Below are 16,814 nucleotides of genomic sequence, written 5' to 3'. Positions count from 1 at the left end.
AAAACACTTGCCGAGTAGGCAAGTGTATAAGAAGCAATCAGGTCTAGAACAACAGGGGTGGTGCCTCACTCAACGTTATGCCCGAAGTGTGATGAAGCAGTTGCTTTCATCGTTCTTGTGGACAATAGGCACCCTAAAATTGGCTCTGCATCATTCCTGGGTTTATGAAGCCGGGGCAAACATAAGAAGTGGAATGAGCATCTACGCATTAGATATTGCACTTCACGTGCCAACTTATGCCCTTCATGCCACAAAGATTAAAAATACACTCATCACATTGAATTTAAAGAATTTAAATTTCACACCCTCTTCAACTCATACCTCACTGCTCTGCCCGGTGTTTTTTAACCCTCACTTCAATCTGTCGCTTTAACACGACGCCATAAGCAAAAATTGCTTTTATTACTTAAAATCAAACAGTTAAACGTCTCAAACTGACGACAACGGCAAGTATCGCTGTCGTTGAAAAACAACATCCAGAAAAGCAGGGTTGAAACAGAAGTGAGATAGCAAAAACTGCGGAAAAGTTTAAAAACAGAAAGCAAAAAGCCCGTTCATCACTGAACGGGCTTTTCTTAAATTGGTCGGCGAGAGAGATAACTCGCATCTTCGATGCTCGCCCTACGGGCCGTTGCTAAAGCAACGTTGTCTCGCTTCGCTCGGCTCAAACCTCCTTCGGAGGCTCTCATCCTCTTAAGCTACAAAAGCAAAAAACCTGCTTATAAAGCAGGTTTCTTAAATTGGTCGGCGAGAGAGGATTCGAACCTCCGACCCACTGGTCCCAAACCAGTTGCGCTACCAAGCTGCGCTACTCGCCGATTTCTTGTTGCAGATACTACTGAAAATCTAAGCTTATGTCTATGTAAATATTAAAATTTATCAGACATTTTGTGTGGTGCGAAGAGAGGGACTTGAACCCTCACGTTCGTAAGAACACTAACACCTGAAGCTAGCGCGTCTACCAATTCCGCCACCTTCGCACTGTCACAAAACAGCTTTCAATTTTTTACTTTACACCTAGGTAAAGTGGGGTGGCTAATGGGACTCGAACCCACGACAACTGGAATCACAATCCAGGGCTCTACCAACTGAGCTATAGCCACCATTACTACTTTATTCACGCGGTAATCATACCACCGCAGCTCCTGCGCACAAACTTAATGGCGCGCCCGACAGGATTCGAACCTGAGACCTCTGCCTCCGGAGGGCAGCGCTCTATCCAGCTGAGCTACGGGCGCGTAGCGCCGTTGCGGGTGGGGATACTACGGTTTTAAACCCATCCTGTCTAGTGCTTTTTCGCAGAAATGTTGCGTTTGATTACGCTTTGTTCACTCCCGAACAGGAAAGGGCTTTCCATTGCCCCTGTTCAACGGTGATTGCTGACTTTCCACACGTTTTTCAGCCTGATACTGCGTTTTGCCATTACTACGAGGATTACATCTTGCCGGTATAATAGTAACCGAGGAACTTGAGCAATTTGAGCTGACGACCAATACGGCTTGGTTGGCTGAGCAGGCGATAGAGCCACTCTAAGCCGAGATTCTGCCAAACCTTCGGGGCACGCTTCACATGACCAGTAAACACGTCATAAGTGCCGCCTACGCCCATATACAACGCTTGTGAATGCACTTTGCGGCAATCACGCATAAAGATTTCCTGCTTCGGTGACCCCATAGCTACCGTCACAATGGCCGCTCCGCTGGCGCGAATGCGTTCGAACAAACCTTCACGCTGCTCAGGAGTAAAGTAACCATCCTGAGTCCCGACCAGATTCACATTCCACTGGCTACGCAGTTTCTGCTCGGTTTCTGCCAACACCTCAGGTTTACCACCAATCAGAAACACTGGCGTACCTTCCTGCCCGGCACGTTGCATCAACGCTTCCCACAAATCGGCTCCGGCCACGCGGGAAACCTCTGCACCAGGATATTTACGGCGGATCGAGCGCACCATGCTGATCCCATCAGCATACTTATACTCAGCCTCATCCAGCAGAGCATGCAGCGCAGGATCGGTTTCTGCCTTGAGGATTTTCTCTGCGTTCATCGCAACCAGCGTGCCTTGTTTTACCCGGCCACCGTCAAACAGAAAATCCATGCATTGTGCCATATCACGGAATCCCCACAGGCTGAAGCCGCGTAACTCGTACTTAGGAACCGAAATGTTTGCTTCCATGATTATTACCTTTACAGAAGGCTGCCAACGGAAGGCGCTATGACGCGTTTGCGCGTTATACGAGCCTTGATAAGCCCGGCTGTATCAAACAGCCAATACAGCAATTTGGCCAATACCAGGCAGACGCCAAAAATGATACAGAAGAACACCACGCGTGAAACGAAGGAATCCACCCCTTCACGCGCCAAAACGATGATATTGAATACGGCACCAAAGCAAAAACCCTGCAAAATCGCCGCTTTAAAACGATTCTGCTCACTTTTGCCCATTTCATACAGCCAATCAAACCACTTGATGATCAAACCCACTACGATGGCCCCCAGCGGGATAAACAGCACCCCGCCCATCACTACCAGCGAACCAATCAGCGTAGGAGAGATCGCCAACCCGGAATGGTTATCCAACACTTCCCAGGTAAAGTAGTTAGCGGTATTCAGCACCAGATCAGGCCGCCCCGGCCATAACCAGGTAGGGATAAACACATAGAAATCACGCACGATCGGAGCCAGCCCCTGGAAATCGATCTTGTCGTAATTTTGCAGCAGTAACCCCAGGTTTTCCCACGGCGAGAAGGTATCGCGCGTCAGATACAAGAAAGTGTAGAACGCTTCAGGGCCGCTGACATCCAGGCTATAGCGTTTCAACGCCAGCCAGAACATGCCGACAATGCCAAACACCCCAGCGGCCACCAGCATCCACAGCGAAATCCAACCACGCACAATGCCGATAAACAGGAACAGCGAGAACGCGATGATGATATTGGCCCGTGTTCCCCCCACGATCACATAGGTCAGGATACCAAAGGCCACCGTCGCCGCCAGGAAGAAGAACCAGGCGCGCACATCCTGCTTGAGAAAATAGACCACCAGCATCGCCGGGATAAAGAAGTAGAAGAAGCGCTTGAGCGCCACCCCGGATACATCGCTGGAGAAGATCTGGCTGTAGGAATTCAGCTTGAACAGCAGGAAGCCATTCTGCATGAAGAAGATACCCACGGTGCCAATCGCCACCAGCGCCAATAACATCCAGGTGAGATGGGTTTCCACCCGGTTCATGGTAAATATCGGCTTATGCTGCTGGTCGCTGCGCCTGCGCAACCGTGTCTTATAGCTGACGTAGTAGATCGCATAGAAACTGGTTGCCGCCAGAATGGCATACAACAGATATTCGACCGGCACTATCTGCACATCAAACTGGAATACCAACAGGCAAGTCAGCGGAAAACCAAAATAAAACGTCAATAAATAAAGCAGGGAAAAGAAGACGTTAAAGTTAAATCGCACCCGCCGGAATTCCTGATAAGTTAACGTCAGCACAAACAGTGCACTAATCAGGTAGACAACAAACAACCCGCCAAACTGAGCCAGCGTCATGGTTTTTCTCCCGCCACTTGCGACAATGCCCGTTGCCAGCCATCGACGTAGTTCGGATTAAAGAAGGCTATCGCATGTTTATCCACCAGAGCCAACTGACGCTGTGACTCGCGGATGATGGCTTCATCCAGCGAATCACCATAGAACAGTACCGGCAGATGTTGTTCTGCCAGATCCTGCCAGAAAGGGTTTTTACGGCTGAGCACAAACGGCACGCCAAACTGTATCAACAGGCACAGAGTGCCAATACCCTGCTGCCGGTCAAAAATAAAGTAACCGAGATCGCAGGCACGCAGAATATTCAGGTAGTCGTCAAACGCCACCTGTTGCGTCAGCAATTGCAGGTTATTTTCGCTGAACAACGCCAACCCGGCAGCACGCACCTGTTCGATATAGGCTTCGTTATTGGCAGGATAGCCCATCGGCACAATCACCTGTACATCGCTACCAAACTGCTGATGAATCGCCTTGAACGCCTCTATATGGCGGTTAGTGCGGTCCCCAGAGTTCCCCACCAGAATGGTCAACGGCCCAGCGCTGTTTTTCTGCACCGCAATACCGGTAAGTTGTGGGTTCATACGCGTCGGGAAGTACAACAATGAGGCCGGAACGCGCGGATGGCGTTGCTGGTAATGGATCAGATCGCCACGCGTAGCAAACACGTGGCTGACCCGCCCCTGCGCGACGCGGCGCAGGATATAGAATAACCGGAACTTCCAACTGGTGGCGTTCTCATACAGATCGGCTCCCCAGATGTGCCAGCTCACCTGATGTGCTTTGATTTTACCGCTCAGTAGCGCCAGCCACAGTGCCGCATTAAACTGGCCATGCAGGAAAAAGCGCGCCTGACGATCGGCCTGAGCGCGGGCAATCACCGCCTCCGCCAGGCTTTTCTTGCCCGGAAAAGCGTCCACCTGCAGTGCAGGGAACGGGCCCAATGCCGCAACATCCTTGGCTGCCACCATAAAATGGCCTACCTGCTCGGCAGGCAACCGCTCTGCCAGCACGTCATTAAAGAAGCGCAGCACCGTATGATTATGATGCGGGATATCAGATCCCAATACGTGAATCAGTGTGGTCATACTCGTCTACGATAGAGGATAAATATGCAGCTACAGAGCGCGAAATACACAATGTAGGTTGCCATATAGGCCTGTGCGGCCCCCAGCGCCCCATGCTGCGGGATCAGCCAATGCGAAAACAGCGTCAGCAAGGAAAACTGACTGACTTCCGTCAGAATATAAAAACGCAGCGACGCTTTAGCGATCACCAGATAGCCGAAAACGTAAGAACCGACTTTCAGCACATCACCGACCAATTGCCAGGCAAACAGATCGCGCATCGCAACAAATTTTTCGGAGAACAGCAGCCAGATAGCGAAATCACGCAACAGCCACACGACCAAACTGGCGGTAGCTACCGCAGGCAATACAAACTTCAGCGAACGCACTATCTCTTGCGAAATCGCACTTTTTTCCTGCAGGCGCGACAGCGTTGGCAACAGATAAACGGTGAATGAGGCGGTAATAAACTGCAGATAAGCATCAGAAATGCTGCTTACCCCTTGCCAAATACCCACCTCGTCCCAGCTATAGTGCGCGGCCAACAGGTTACGCATCATCACATAGGCGACCGGCAGAGTCACAGAGGTGATCAGCGCCATGATGGTAAACTTGCCCAGATGGCTGGCCAGCGCTTTATCCCATGCCAATGCCAGATAGCGCAACGGCAGCAGCTTACGCCGCCACAGTAGGAAGCCCGCTGGCAGCACCACCAGCGCCGGAACCAGAGCCAAACCGGCCAACGCCCCTTCGTAACCACCCAGCTTGAAGCACAAAGTAAAAGCTACCACACCGATCAGGCTACCGGCGATCACCGCCAGCGCATTGCCCATGGCATCGCGGTAACCTTTCAGAACCGCCAGGAACAGGTTGGCGTAAGCGATACCCATCTGGATAAACGCGACGGCTCGCACCACGTTCACATAATCGGCATGGCCGAACAGCCCACGGCTAATCGGCTCGGCGGCAAACAGGAACACCAACGCCAACAGGGTCGAAAAACCCAGCACAATGCTGGAAGCCGTGCCCACCGCCATACGCAAACGTTGTGGGTCCTGGTGATATTCCGCCACATATTTGGTAATACCGTTAAAAATCCCGGCACCGGACAGCACACCAAGAACGGTAATCAACTGACGAAAATTACCCGCCTGCCCGACACCGCTGGGGCCAAAAGCCACCGCCAACATTTTGACTACCAGCAGCCCCACGCCAATTTTTATCAGCGTGGAGCCGGCGGTCCAAATCGATGCTTTTGCCAGCGACATATCAGGCCAGGAAGCTCAGGATGGTGGTGATCACCGTGCGTTGGTTAACATCGGACATGTTGTAGAACAGTGGCAGGCGCACCAGACGTTCACTCTCTTTGGTGGTGAAACGGTCTTCGCCAGCAAAGCGACCAAACTTCTCACCCGCTGGGCAGGCGTGCAGAGGGATGTAATGGAATACCGTCATGATCTCGGCTTCTTTCAGGTAATCGATAAACGCCGTGCGATCCTGAACATCCTTGAGTTTGACGTAGAACATATGGGCATTATGCACGCAACCCTCAGGGATCACTGGCAAGTTGATACGCCCGTCATCTGCCAGCGGTTTAAACGCCTCATAATAGTTCTGCCACAGCTTCAAGCGACGCTGGTTAATCTCTTCCGCTGCCTCCAACTGCGCCCACAGATAAGCCGCCTGCAGGTCAGACATCAGATAGCTGGAGCCGATATCGCGCCAGGTGTACTTATCAACCTGCCCACGGAAGAACTGGCTGCGGTTGGTGCCTTTTTCGCGAATCACTTCCGCCCGATCGATCAGTGCCGGATCGTTAATCAGCGTTGCGCCACCCTCACCGCCAGCGGTGTAGTTTTTGGTTTCATGGAAGCTGTAACAGCCGATGTGGCCGATAGTCCCCAACGCTTTGCCTTTGTAAGTCGACATCACGCCCTGTGCAGCATCTTCAACCACGAACAGGTTGTATTTTTTCGCCAGCGCCATGATGGTGTCCATCTCGCAGGCCACGCCAGCATAATGTACCGGCACGATCGCGCGGGTTTTATCGGTAATAGCGGCTTCGATTTTGGTTTCATCGATATTCATGGTGTCTGGACGCACATCGACAAACACCACTATCGCGCCACGCAGCACGAAGGCGTTGGCAGTAGAAACGAAGGTGAAGCTCGGCATGATCACTTCATCACCCGGCTGGATATCCAGCAGAATGGCGGCCATTTCCAGTGAAGCAGTGCAAGAAGGCGTCAACAGCACCTTCGGGCTACCGAAATGCTGTTCCATCCACTGCTGGCAACGGCGCGTAAAACCGCCGTCACCACAGAGTTTACCGCTGCCCATTGCAGCCTGCATATAATCGAGCTCGGTGCCAACAACCGGTGGTGCGTTAAATGGAATCATGTAAGCCTCTGTAGAACCAATACGCGGTGCTTTCTATAATGGCACCGTGCCGTTGATAGAGCCGTAACGCGGCAATATTACTCATCTGGGTCGCAACCCACAGGCGCCGCAGCTCACGCTGCTGACACCAGGCGATCGCGGCAGCCATCAGCCGTGAACCGGCACCCTTTCCTTGCGCACCTGGGAAAACGGCCAGCAAACCGATACGGGTCTCTTGTTGGCCAATATCACGCAGGCTGACAAAACCTTCTGGTTGCCCATCGCTTCCCAGCACTAATAAGCACTGATGATCGAAGGTCCCCAGCACCGCTTTTTCAATCCAAGTGGCATAAAATCGTCCACTGTCCTGTTGCCCATACCAGGGAGCCCGGAAACGGCTAGCGGCGAATACGCTGGCCGCTGCCGCTCGCAATGCCGGAATGTCATCAGCAACAGCGACACGCACTGACGAGACAGAAGCACTTTCCGTGCCAACCGTCAGCGCCAAATCCACCTCACCTTCTACCAGCCGAAAACCATGCTCAGCCAATGCGTCAGCTAAATCAAGGCGTTGTGTTGGGATCTTGGCCTGCACCAGCGTAAAAGCATCTAACTGCGCGTCACTGAGCGGTGACGCGCTGTCATCAAAATGCAGTTTGCCGCTGGGGATCTGGAAAAACTCGCTTTCCCAGCCCAGAGGCTCAATATTGGCGTGGACGGACATGCAGTAAATCCAGTAAATATTTGCCGTAACCAGTTTTCGCCAGCGCCAGAGCAGCACGCTTTACACCTTCATCGTCCAACCAGCCATTACGCCAGGCAATTTCTTCCAGGCAGGCAATCTTGAACCCTTGGCGTTTTTCCACTGTCTGCACAAAGGTGCTGGCCTCGATCAGGCTGTCATGAGTACCGGTATCAAGCCAGGCAAAACCACGGCCTAACAACTCAACGCTCAATTCACCGCGCTCCAGATACATCTGGTTGATGCTGGTAATTTCCAGTTCACCACGCGGCGATGGTTTAACTTGTTTGGCGAAATCCACCACCTGGTTGTCGTAGAAATAAAGCCCCGTAACCGCCCAGTTGGATTTTGGTTTAGCCGGTTTTTCTTCGATCGACAACGCGCGGAAATGATCATCAAACTCCACAACGCCGAAACGCTCTGGATCCATGACCTGATAACCGAACACGGTCGCGCCCTTCAGGCCAGCGACCACATTTTTCAGTTTCGGGCTAAAGCTCTGACCAAAATAGATATTGTCACCCAGCACCAGGCAGGTTGGCTCACCAGCGATAAACTCTTCACCGATCAGGAATGCCTGTGCCAGCCCGTCTGGGCTTGGCTGCTCGGCATAACTCAGATTGATACCAAACTCTGCACCGCTACCTAACAGGCGGCGGAACGACGGCAAATCTTCCGGTGTAGAGATAATCAAAACGTCCCGGATCCCGGCCAGCATCAGCACCGAAAGCGGATAATAGATCATCGGCTTATCGTAGATAGGGAGCAGCTGTTTGGAAACACCACGAGTAATCGGGTGCAAACGCGTCCCTGAACCGCCAGCAAGAATGATACCTTTCATAATAACTCCTGAACTCATGTAACAACGCGGTGCCTGTTAGCCACCGCGCGTTTATCCCCGTCATACTTCAAGTCGCTTGGGGTATATCTAGATAGCGTTATAGGGCTACAACGCCAAATCTTTTGGGGTTTAGCTCAGCCCCAAACGCTCACCCGCATAGGAACCGTCCTGAACACGACGCCACCAGGTTTCGTTGTTCAGATACCAGGACACCGTTTTGCGAATGCCGCTTTCAAAGGTTTCCTGCGGGCGCCAACCCAGTTCACGTTCGATTTTCCCCGCATCGATGGCATAACGCATATCGTGGCCTGGGCGATCTTTAACGTAAGTGATCAAATCACGGTAGTTCGCTACACCTTGTGGCTTGTTCGGGGCCAGTTCTTCCAGCAGATCGCAAATGGTATGTACCACTTCGATATTCTTGCGCTCGTTGTGCCCACCGATGTTGTAGGTTTCACCCACCGCACCTTCGGTCACTACCTGATACAGCGCACGCGCATGATCTTCCACATACAGCCAGTCGCGCACCTGAGCCCCATTGCCGTAGACCGGCAGCGGTTTGCCAGAAATGGCGTTCAGGATCACCAATGGGATCAGCTTTTCTGGGAAGTGGTAAGGGCCATAGTTGTTGGAACAGTTAGTCACCACGGTTGGGAAACCGTAAGTGCGCAACCAGGCGCGCACCAGATGGTCACTCGACGCTTTAGATGCTGAATACGGGCTGCTGGGTGCGTAAGGCGTGGTTTCGGTAAACAGATCGTCGGTGCCGTGCAGATCGCCGTACACTTCATCGGTAGAGATATGGTGGAAGCGGAAACCCTGCTTTTTCTCTTCTGCAAGCCCTTGCCAGTAATGGCGGGCCGCTTCCAGCATGGTGTAGGTTCCCACCACGTTGGTTTCGATAAATGCCGCCGGGCCGTCAATGGAACGATCAACATGGCTTTCTGCCGCCAGGTGCATCACGAAATCAGGCTGATACTCGGCAAATACCCGATCCAGCGCAGCGCGATCGCAGATATCAACCTGTTCGAAAGCATAGCGCTCGTTATCAACCACCTCAGCCAGCGACTCCAGGTTGCCTGCATAGGTCAGCTTATCCACCACCACCACGCTATCGGCAGTGCTGCTGATGATGTGTCTTACTACGGCAGAGCCAATAAAACCGGCACCGCCGGTAACTAAAATACGTTTCAACGCCAGACCCCTTTGGTGTCAACAATCCAGGATTGCTTAATCTCTTCCGGCTTAATCGCCTTGAATTCTTTGTGATCGACCAGCATAACAATCACATCCGCCTGCTGCAGTGCATCGGTGAGGCTTTTCAGCGTCACGTGGCCAGCCAAGGATTTCGGCAATTGCTCAACGTTCGGTTCCACGGCCAAGGTTTCCCCTACGTGCCAATCGGCAATCAGGTGTGCCACTTCTACCGCCGGGCTCTCACGCAGATCGTCGATATTGGGCTTGAACGCCAGGCCAAAACAGGCAATCTTCACTTCAGAAGCGCGCTTGTTGGTTGCTGCAAGGCAATCGGCCACGGCGGCCTTAACGCGTTCGACCACCCACAGCGGCTTACCATCGTTAACCAGGCGCGCAGTGTGGATCAGGCGAGCCTGTTGCGGGTTTTGCGCCACGATAAACCAAGGATCAACCGCAATACAGTGCCCACCAACGCCAGGCCCCGGCTGCAGGATATTGACGCGCGGATGGCGATTGGCCAAACGGATCAGTTCCCACACGTTGATCCCTTGATCGGCACAAATCAGCGACAATTCGTTAGCAAACGCGATATTGACATCGCGGAAGCTGTTTTCCGTCAATTTACACATCTCGGCGGTGCGTGAGTTGGTGACAACACATTCACCTTCAAGGAAAATTTTATACAGTGCGCTGGCGCGTTCGGAACACTTCGGTGTCATCCCACCGATAACGCGGTCGTTCTGAATCAGCTCAACCATCACCTGGCCTGGCAACACGCGCTCAGGGCAATAGGCAATATTGATATCAGCCTGCTCACCGGCCTGCTGCGGGAAGCTGAGATCGCTACGCGCTTCAGCCAACCACTGCGCCATTTGCTCGGTCGCGCCGACAGGTGAGGTAGACTCCAGAATCACCAGATCGCCTTTTTTCAGCACCGGTGCCAATGACTTGGCAGCCGCTTCAACATAGGCCAGATCGGGCTCATGGTCCCCTTTGAACGGCGTCGGCACCGCGATCAGGAAAGCATCTGCCGCTAATGGTTTAGTGACGGCCTGCAGGTATCCCCCGTCAACCGCTTCCTTCACCACGCGGTCCAGGTCGGGCTCTACAATATGAATCTCACCACGATTGATGGTATCTACCGCATGTTGATTAACATCTACACCTACCACTTTTTTCTTGCGGGAAGCAAACGCCGCCGCCGTTGGCAAGCCGATATAACCCAGGCCAATAACTGAAATAGTGTTAAAACTCATAGTGTCACCTGATGATTCTTTAAAGCTTTGAGGATACGCTGGCAGGCATGCCCGTCACCGTAGGGGTTATGCGCCCGGCTCATGGCGTGATATTCGTTCTCATCCGTCAACAGCCGAGTCACTTCATCAACTATTCTTGCCACATCGGTTCCTACCAAACGCACCGTTCCAGCATCCACCGCTTCTGGCCGCTCAGTCGTATCACGCATTACTAACACCGGTTTACCCAGTGACGGTGCCTCTTCCTGAATACCGCCCGAGTCGGTCAGAATCAGGTAAGAGTGGGTCATCAGGTAAACAAATGGCAGGTAATCCTGCGGATCGATAAGGATAATGTTATCGATACCTTTCAGGATCCGATTAACTGGCTCACTGACATTGGGATTGAGGTGTACAGGGTAAACTACCTGAACTTCCGGATGCTGCCGGGCGATTTCCGCCAAAGCGCTGCAAATGCGCTCGAACCCACCGCCGAAGCTTTCGCGACGGTGGCCAGTCACCAAGATCAACTTCTTATTGGCATCCAGGAAGGGATAACGCTGATCGAGACTGTTACGCAACACTTCGTCACTCAGGACACGGTCGCGAACCCATAACAACGCATCGATCACCGTATTGCCCGTGACAAAAATATGGTCATCATGCAGCGATTCCCGCAGCAGATTCGAGCGCGAGTTTTCGGTCGGCGCAAAATGGTACATCGCCAGATGGCCCGTCAGCTTGCGGTTGGCTTCTTCAGGCCATGGAGAATAGAGATTACCGGTACGCAGACCGGCCTCCACGTGCCCAACGGGAATACGCTGGTAAAACGCAGCCAGGCTGGTTGCCATAGTGGTGGTGGTATCACCGTGAACCAGAACCACATCCGGTTTGAAATCTTCCAGAACCCCTTTCAACCCTTCCAGAATGCGGCAGGTGATTTCACTCAGCCCCTGGCCTGGTTTCATGATGTTAAGGTCGTAATCCGGTACGATTTCAAACAAACGCAATACCTGATCCAACATCTCACGATGCTGTGCCGTAACGCAGACTCTTGATTCAAAGGCTGCATCCTCAGCCAGAGCATGTACCAGAGGAGCCATTTTGATGGCTTCCGGCCTGGTGCCAAAAACAGTCAACACTTTCACAGCGAATCTCTTTTGGTCGGTGAACCGCAGGCGAACCTGCAAACTGGGCGCTTAAGCGCCCATCAACGAAATCATGGTCTTCTTTTTTTAATTGCGTGGCCGACGAGCTAAAGCAACACCAGCGCCAATCAGAGCACCAATGGATCCCCACATGATCAGCCAGAAGACGCGGCGCGGACTATCGCGTTTTACCGGTTCTTCCGGCGTACGCAGATAGCGATAGGTCTGGAACTTGCCATCCAACGTCGGGCCAACGTTCAGCGTTGCCAGCATGGCACGGTTCTGGTCGTAACCCAGATCATAGGTTGGGCCAGAAGCCTGTAACCCTTCCAAGCGAGCCTGGAGCATTGGCTTACCCAGCAGGAACAAATCGGAATCAGGCAACTGTTCGGCTGGCGTCTCGGTCTGGCTGCGGCCAATCCCTTGCTGCTCGGCGATTTTCAACGCCTGCTGCACGGTTTTGAGTTCACGCTGATAAACCGCATCGGCAACCGCTTCCTGCCGTTTGACCTGCGCGTTCATCGAAGCAGTGCGAGCCGCCCAAGCCCCTTGAATCTCTTCATTCAGATGCTGCGCTGCCCGATGGCTGGCGAATGCGACATACTGACGCAGCAAACGATTGGAGTCCGGTGCGGTTTCCGCCGTCAGCTTCACGCCGTCGTTGAGCACTTTTTTGTCATCACGCGGAGTGAACTGAATATTGTTAATCAGATCGTCAAGCAATGCCGCATCCGCGCGAGCATCACCTTCCTGGCGCTGTTTGTAATAGTCACTTTGCAGCCAGAAATCACGGCGCGTGTCATAGGCTGCCAGTTGCATAATGAATTCATTATAGGCTTCATCAGCAATACCGGGTTGTTCCCCGGCGACTGCTGGCACGGTACGCACATCGAGGTTACGCAGGAACTGCTGCTGCGAATAATATCCGCCCAATGCATTTACCGTTGGCTTATCCGTGATCGCCGTTGCGCTCCATTCCTGTTTGACCAGATAGGAGACGATCAGTGCCACCACGGCGAACAACACCGCAAAACCGATAATCCATTTCTTGCCGCGCCACAGCGTACAGCACAAACCGCGGATATCGAGTTCATTATCGACCGGCGGAGTATTTTTTTCAGACGTTGTTTCTGGAGTCATCACTGCCCAAAAGCCTCAGGTTAAGGTACTTGCTTGTTGTTCGTTGAATGTCGAATACGGCGCTTCATACGTTTGATATAACGCGCTACGCGCCATGCCCGTTTGATGCAATAGCCATAGAAGAAGAAAGAAAGCAAGAATAGTGCCAACATCACCCATTCAGGAATAAACGACAGACGTTCACCAAGCACGCCAATCGCCGCCAGAATCGCGGCTGCCAGCGTAATCAGGACAAAAGCCTGACGCGGCGTAAAGCCTGCACGCATAATCAGGTGATGGATATGCTGACGATCGGGAGAAAACGGGCTCATCCCCTTGCGCAGACGACGATACATGATCGCGATCATATCCATCAACGGAATAGCAATAATCCACAGCGCCGTGACCGGTTTGATCGGGTGGCTAGGCCCCTGGGAGCTTTGCAGCAATATCCAGATAGCCGTAAAACCAATCAGCGTACTGCCCGCATCCCCCATAAAGACTTTATAACGGCGGCCCAATACGCCGAGGTTGAGCAGAATATAGGGAACTATAGCTGCCAGCATGGCGAAACACCAAAATGCGAGCGCCGTGTTACCGCTCAAATAGAGCAGCGTACCCAAGGCTCCGAACGACACACAGGAGAGACCACCAAGCAACCCATCAATACCATCAACCATGTTGAAAGCATTGATCGCCGCCCAGACAGCAAACAGGGTCACCAGGTAGCCGAACGGCCCCAACAGCATTTCCCAACCACCAAACACATAGCCAAAGCTGCGCAGATAAAGGCCAGCAAAAACCATCATGGCAATGCCAACCAGAGCCTGAACGGTGGCACGGATTTTAACGCTGATGTCAAAGCGATCGTCCAAAGCGCCCACGAACACCAAGATACCCGCGCAGGCGAGATAAAGTTTAGCGTGGGCAATCGTTTGGTCAGAAATCAGGAAAGCAAAACAGAGACCGGCATAAACAGAAATGCCGCCGACAAGAGGGATCAGGCCCTGATGACGTTTGCGATAATTGGGTTTGTCAACCAAACCGATCCGTTTTGCTACCTTGCGGGCAACAAACAAAAAAGCCAGAGAGAACAGGAAAACAAAAAGAATTTCAGTACTCATAGTGAGTAAGTTCACAGTTAACAAATCTCTGAAGAAGATGAGGCAGCTTAGCATGGGTAAAAAACCGCGCCATATACGGGGCTACCTTTCAGTCATTTCCTATAGCGACAGACATGAACACTCATGCATGCACAAACTATTTCTTACTTCAACGCCTTAGCGTCAACAGCGGGCGTAAATAAGATTAATTCTCAGTAAGCCATAAAAAACTGACTTTCCCTTTATCGATGCTTATCGTATCCGCCAAAAGCAAAAAACGCCACGACTAGGCGTGGCGTTCCTCGAATATTTTTACTGAATTACGAGCGCTTCATCATGTCGAAGAATTCATCATTGGTTTTGGTCATGGCCAATTTATTGATGAGGAACTCCATCGCATCGATCTCACCCATTGGGTGAATAATCTTGCGCAGGATCCACATCTTCTGCAGTTCTTCAGATGAGGTAAGCAACTCTTCTTTACGGGTACCTGAGCGGTTGTAATCGATAGCAGGGAACACACGCTTCTCGGCGATTTTACGCGCCAGGTGCAGTTCCATGTTGCCGGTACCTTTAAATTCTTCGTAAATAACCTCGTCCATTTTGGACCCCGTATCAACCAGCGCAGTGGCGATGATGGTCAGGCTACCGCCTTCCTCAACGTTACGTGCCGCACCGAAGAAACGCTTTGGACGATGCAGGGCGTTGGCATCCACACCACCGGTCAGCACTTTGCCTGAAGCAGGTACTACGGTGTTGTATGCGCGCGCCAGACGGGTAATGGAATCCAGCAGGATGATAACGTCTTTTTTATGTTCAACCAGACGCTTGGCTTTCTCGATCACCATTTCTGCGACCTGCACGTGGCGGGAAGCGGGTTCATCGAAGGTAGAAGCAATAACTTCACCTTTTACCAGACGCTGCATCTCGGTCACTTCTTCCGGGCGCTCGTCGATCAGCAATACCATCAGCACACAGTCTGGGTGGTTGTAAGCGATGCTCTGCGCAATATTCTGCAACAGCATGGTCTTACCGGCTTTTGGCGGGGCGACGATCAGGCCACGTTGGCCACGGCCAATCGGGGCCGCCAGATCCAGCACGCGAGCCGTCAGATCTTCCGTTGAACCGTTACCACGCTCCATCCGCAGACGGGAATTGGCGTGCAGTGGCGTCAGGTTTTCGAACAGGATTTTGTTACGGGCGTTTTCCGGTTTGTCGTAGTTGACTTCATTGACTTTCAACAGTGCAAAATAACGCTCGCCTTCTTTTGGCGGACGAATCTTACCGGAAATGGTGTCACCTGTGCGGAGGTTAAAGCGGCGAATTTGGCTGGGGGAAACGTAGATATCATCAGGGCCGGCGAGGTAGGAACTGTCTCCAGAGCGGAGGAAACCAAATCCATCCTGCAATATCTCCAACACGCCGTCGCCGAAGATATCTTCTCCGCTTTTCGCATGTTGCTTGAGTATAGAGAAGATAATGTCCTGCTTGCGCAAGCGAGCCAGGTTTTCCAGCCCCATATTTTCGCCGAGAGTAATCAGATCAGAAACCGGCGTATTCTTTAATTCGGTAAGATTCATAGTGGTGGGTTCTTAAACTCGGGGTATGTCTCGAACTTATATCGTGAATGGTATGGCAGCGAGATGCGTGCCTGTTTACTGGACGTTCGATCGCCGGGCTGCTGAGCTGTCGCGGTAAGAAATGGCTTACGTTGGATGCACGCGCTAACGGTCAAGAATCGAAGGTGCCTTAAAACTGATTTTTGTAAAACTGTTTGATTGTCGAAACAGGGGCAGAGTTGATAGCAAATGACGGTGCCGATGGTTCAACATAGAGTAAAGCTTAGATTCAAACTCTTTAGATTTAATACTTAGGGCAAGTTCTATATGCAGTGTGGTTAAACTTAGCACGCTTCTTGGCAGGCGTCTAGCGGTGAATTACATCCTCACTCCCAGACGCCCGTCACAGGGCTTCCTGCCCGATTACAGATTCGCGTTCAGGAAATCTTTGAGTTGGCCTTTAGACAATGCGCCTACTTTGGTTGCCGCCACTTCACCGTTTTTGAACAGCAGCAGCGTAGGGATGCCACGGATACCATACTTCGGTGCAGTAGCCGGGTTTTGATCGATGTTCAGCTTGCTGATGGTCAGTTTGCCTGCAAATTCTTCGGCAATCTCATCCAGGATCGGCGCAATCATCTTGCACGGGCCGCACCATTCAGCCCAGAAATCTACCAGGATTGGCCCTTCGGCTTTCAGCACATCGGTATCAAAGCTGTCGTCAGTCAGGTGAATAATTTTATCGCTCATGTTCTACTCCACAGGATTAAGTCTACCTTGTAAGTGTTGGCGTCTTATTCACCAACCCAAGGTGATTTTATTTCACCGCGTTTATTTCAACGGATGTGCTTTCGTAAAGCAATAGTTAGCTGATATTCTACC

14 protein-coding genes, 4 tRNA genes and 1 other RNA gene are annotated in these 16,814 nt (G+C 52.1%); all 19 read right to left on the bottom strand.

Going from position 1 to position 16,814, the window contains the following annotated elements; all coding sequences use genetic code 11:
- Positions 1-581: 581 nt before the first annotated feature.
- The 19 genes from IV04_RS25175 to trxA all read right to left on the bottom strand — a co-directional run bounded on the left by IV04_RS25175 (position 582) and on the right by trxA (position 16,682).
- A non-coding RNA gene (locus IV04_RS25175) (RtT sRNA) lies at positions 582-709 on the bottom strand.
- Between the two features lie 32 nt (positions 710-741).
- Positions 742-818 (bottom strand) — tRNA-Pro (locus tag IV04_RS09950).
- A 75-nt stretch (positions 819-893) separates the two neighbouring features.
- Positions 894-980: transfer RNA gene (locus IV04_RS09945), tRNA-Leu, on the bottom strand.
- 47 nt (positions 981-1,027) lie between these two features.
- A tRNA-His gene (locus IV04_RS09940) sits at positions 1,028-1,103 on the bottom strand.
- Between the two features lie 58 nt (positions 1,104-1,161).
- Positions 1,162-1,238 (bottom strand) — tRNA-Arg (locus IV04_RS09935).
- Positions 1,239-1,434: 196 nt separating this feature from the next.
- The gene (gene wecG, locus IV04_RS09930; RefSeq protein ID WP_037400975.1) at positions 1,435-2,175 is read right to left on the bottom strand and encodes a lipopolysaccharide N-acetylmannosaminouronosyltransferase; all 741 of its coding nucleotides are present in this window, start codon (positions 2,173-2,175) and stop codon (positions 1,435-1,437) included.
- 11 nt (positions 2,176-2,186) lie between these two features.
- Positions 2,187-3,548 (bottom strand): ECA oligosaccharide polymerase, encoded by a 1,362-nt coding sequence (gene wzyE, locus IV04_RS09925; RefSeq protein WP_037400977.1) that lies wholly within the window; start codon positions 3,546-3,548, stop codon positions 2,187-2,189.
- A complete protein-coding gene (locus IV04_RS09920) occupies positions 3,545-4,630 on the bottom strand; it encodes a TDP-N-acetylfucosamine:lipid II N-acetylfucosaminyltransferase (RefSeq protein ID WP_037400979.1) in 1,086 nt (361 codons plus the stop codon). Before IV04_RS09920 ends, wzyE begins: the two co-directional genes overlap by 4 nt.
- A complete protein-coding gene (gene wzxE, locus IV04_RS09915) occupies positions 4,627-5,877 on the bottom strand; it encodes a lipid III flippase WzxE (RefSeq protein WP_037400981.1) in 1,251 nt (416 codons plus the stop codon). Before wzxE ends, IV04_RS09920 begins: the two co-directional genes overlap by 4 nt.
- A 1-nt stretch (position 5,878) precedes the next feature.
- The gene (gene rffA, locus IV04_RS09910) at positions 5,879-7,009 is read right to left on the bottom strand and encodes a dTDP-4-amino-4,6-dideoxygalactose transaminase (RefSeq protein ID WP_037400984.1); all 1,131 of its coding nucleotides are present in this window, start codon (positions 7,007-7,009) and stop codon (positions 5,879-5,881) included.
- A complete protein-coding gene (gene rffC, locus IV04_RS09905; protein ID WP_037400987.1) occupies positions 6,996-7,712 on the bottom strand; it encodes a dTDP-4-amino-4,6-dideoxy-D-galactose acyltransferase in 717 nt (238 codons plus the stop codon). The genes rffA and rffC overlap by 14 nt, the downstream gene beginning before the upstream one ends.
- The gene (gene rfbA / locus IV04_RS09900) at positions 7,690-8,571 is read right to left on the bottom strand and encodes a glucose-1-phosphate thymidylyltransferase RfbA (protein WP_037400990.1); all 882 of its coding nucleotides are present in this window, start codon (positions 8,569-8,571) and stop codon (positions 7,690-7,692) included. Before rfbA ends, rffC begins: the two co-directional genes overlap by 23 nt.
- A 129-nt stretch (positions 8,572-8,700) precedes the next feature.
- The gene (rffG, locus tag IV04_RS09895) at positions 8,701-9,765 is read right to left on the bottom strand and encodes a dTDP-glucose 4,6-dehydratase (protein WP_037400992.1); all 1,065 of its coding nucleotides are present in this window, start codon (positions 9,763-9,765) and stop codon (positions 8,701-8,703) included.
- Positions 9,762-11,024, bottom strand: a complete 1,263-nt coding sequence (wecC, locus tag IV04_RS09890) for a UDP-N-acetyl-D-mannosamine dehydrogenase (RefSeq protein WP_037400995.1) — start codon at positions 11,022-11,024, stop codon at positions 9,762-9,764. The genes rffG and wecC overlap by 4 nt, the downstream gene beginning before the upstream one ends.
- Positions 11,021-12,151 (bottom strand): non-hydrolyzing UDP-N-acetylglucosamine 2-epimerase, encoded by a 1,131-nt coding sequence (gene wecB, locus IV04_RS09885; protein WP_037400998.1) that lies wholly within the window; start codon positions 12,149-12,151, stop codon positions 11,021-11,023. Before wecB ends, wecC begins: the two co-directional genes overlap by 4 nt.
- Positions 12,152-12,238: 87 nt before the next feature.
- The gene (wzzE, locus tag IV04_RS09880) at positions 12,239-13,291 is read right to left on the bottom strand and encodes an ECA polysaccharide chain length modulation protein (RefSeq protein ID WP_037401001.1); all 1,053 of its coding nucleotides are present in this window, start codon (positions 13,289-13,291) and stop codon (positions 12,239-12,241) included.
- A 20-nt stretch (positions 13,292-13,311) separates the two neighbouring features.
- Positions 13,312-14,409 (bottom strand): UDP-N-acetylglucosamine--undecaprenyl-phosphate N-acetylglucosaminephosphotransferase, encoded by a 1,098-nt coding sequence (gene wecA / locus IV04_RS09875; RefSeq protein ID WP_072010866.1) that lies wholly within the window; start codon positions 14,407-14,409, stop codon positions 13,312-13,314.
- A gap of 284 nt (positions 14,410-14,693) precedes the next feature.
- Positions 14,694-15,953, bottom strand: a complete 1,260-nt coding sequence (rho, locus tag IV04_RS09870) for a transcription termination factor Rho (RefSeq protein WP_037401007.1) — start codon at positions 15,951-15,953, stop codon at positions 14,694-14,696.
- Positions 15,954-16,355: 402 nt separating this feature from the next.
- Complete coding sequence (gene trxA / locus IV04_RS09865; RefSeq protein ID WP_037401010.1) at positions 16,356-16,682, bottom strand: thioredoxin TrxA; 327 nt, start codon at positions 16,680-16,682, stop codon at positions 16,356-16,358.
- Between the last annotated feature and the right edge of the window lie 132 nt (positions 16,683-16,814).

Source organism: Serratia sp. Ag1, assembly GCF_000743355.1.
GTDB lineage: Bacteria > Pseudomonadota > Gammaproteobacteria > Enterobacterales > Enterobacteriaceae > Chania.
The sequence above is the reverse complement of the archived record's forward strand: the minus strand, read 5'-3'. Positions and strand labels throughout refer to the sequence as shown.

What these genes read in the sequence shown, in the direction of transcription:
- wecG (WP_037400975.1), bottom strand. Translation starts at nt 2,175, where the DNA reads ATGGAAGCAAACATTTCGGTTCCTAAGTACGAGTTACGCGGCTTCAGC.
- wzyE (WP_037400977.1), bottom strand. Translation starts at nt 3,548, where the DNA reads ATGACGCTGGCTCAGTTTGGCGGGTTGTTTGTTGTCTACCTGATTAGT.
- IV04_RS09920 (WP_037400979.1), bottom strand. Translation starts at nt 4,630, where the DNA reads ATGACCACACTGATTCACGTATTGGGATCTGATATCCCGCATCATAAT.
- wzxE (WP_037400981.1), bottom strand. Translation starts at nt 5,877, where the DNA reads ATGTCGCTGGCAAAAGCATCGATTTGGACCGCCGGCTCCACGCTGATA.
- rffA (WP_037400984.1), bottom strand. Translation starts at nt 7,009, where the DNA reads ATGATTCCATTTAACGCACCACCGGTTGTTGGCACCGAGCTCGATTAT.
- rffC (WP_037400987.1), bottom strand. Translation starts at nt 7,712, where the DNA reads ATGTCCGTCCACGCCAATATTGAGCCTCTGGGCTGGGAAAGCGAGTTT.
- rfbA (WP_037400990.1), bottom strand. Translation starts at nt 8,571, where the DNA reads ATGAAAGGTATCATTCTTGCTGGCGGTTCAGGGACGCGTTTGCACCCG.
- wecC (WP_037400995.1), bottom strand. Translation starts at nt 11,024, where the DNA reads ATGAGTTTTAACACTATTTCAGTTATTGGCCTGGGTTATATCGGCTTG.
- wzzE (WP_037401001.1), bottom strand. Translation starts at nt 13,291, where the DNA reads ATGACTCCAGAAACAACGTCTGAAAAAAATACTCCGCCGGTCGATAAT.
- rho (WP_037401007.1), bottom strand. Translation starts at nt 15,953, where the DNA reads ATGAATCTTACCGAATTAAAGAATACGCCGGTTTCTGATCTGATTACT.
- trxA (WP_037401010.1), bottom strand. Translation starts at nt 16,682, where the DNA reads ATGAGCGATAAAATTATTCACCTGACTGACGACAGCTTTGATACCGAT.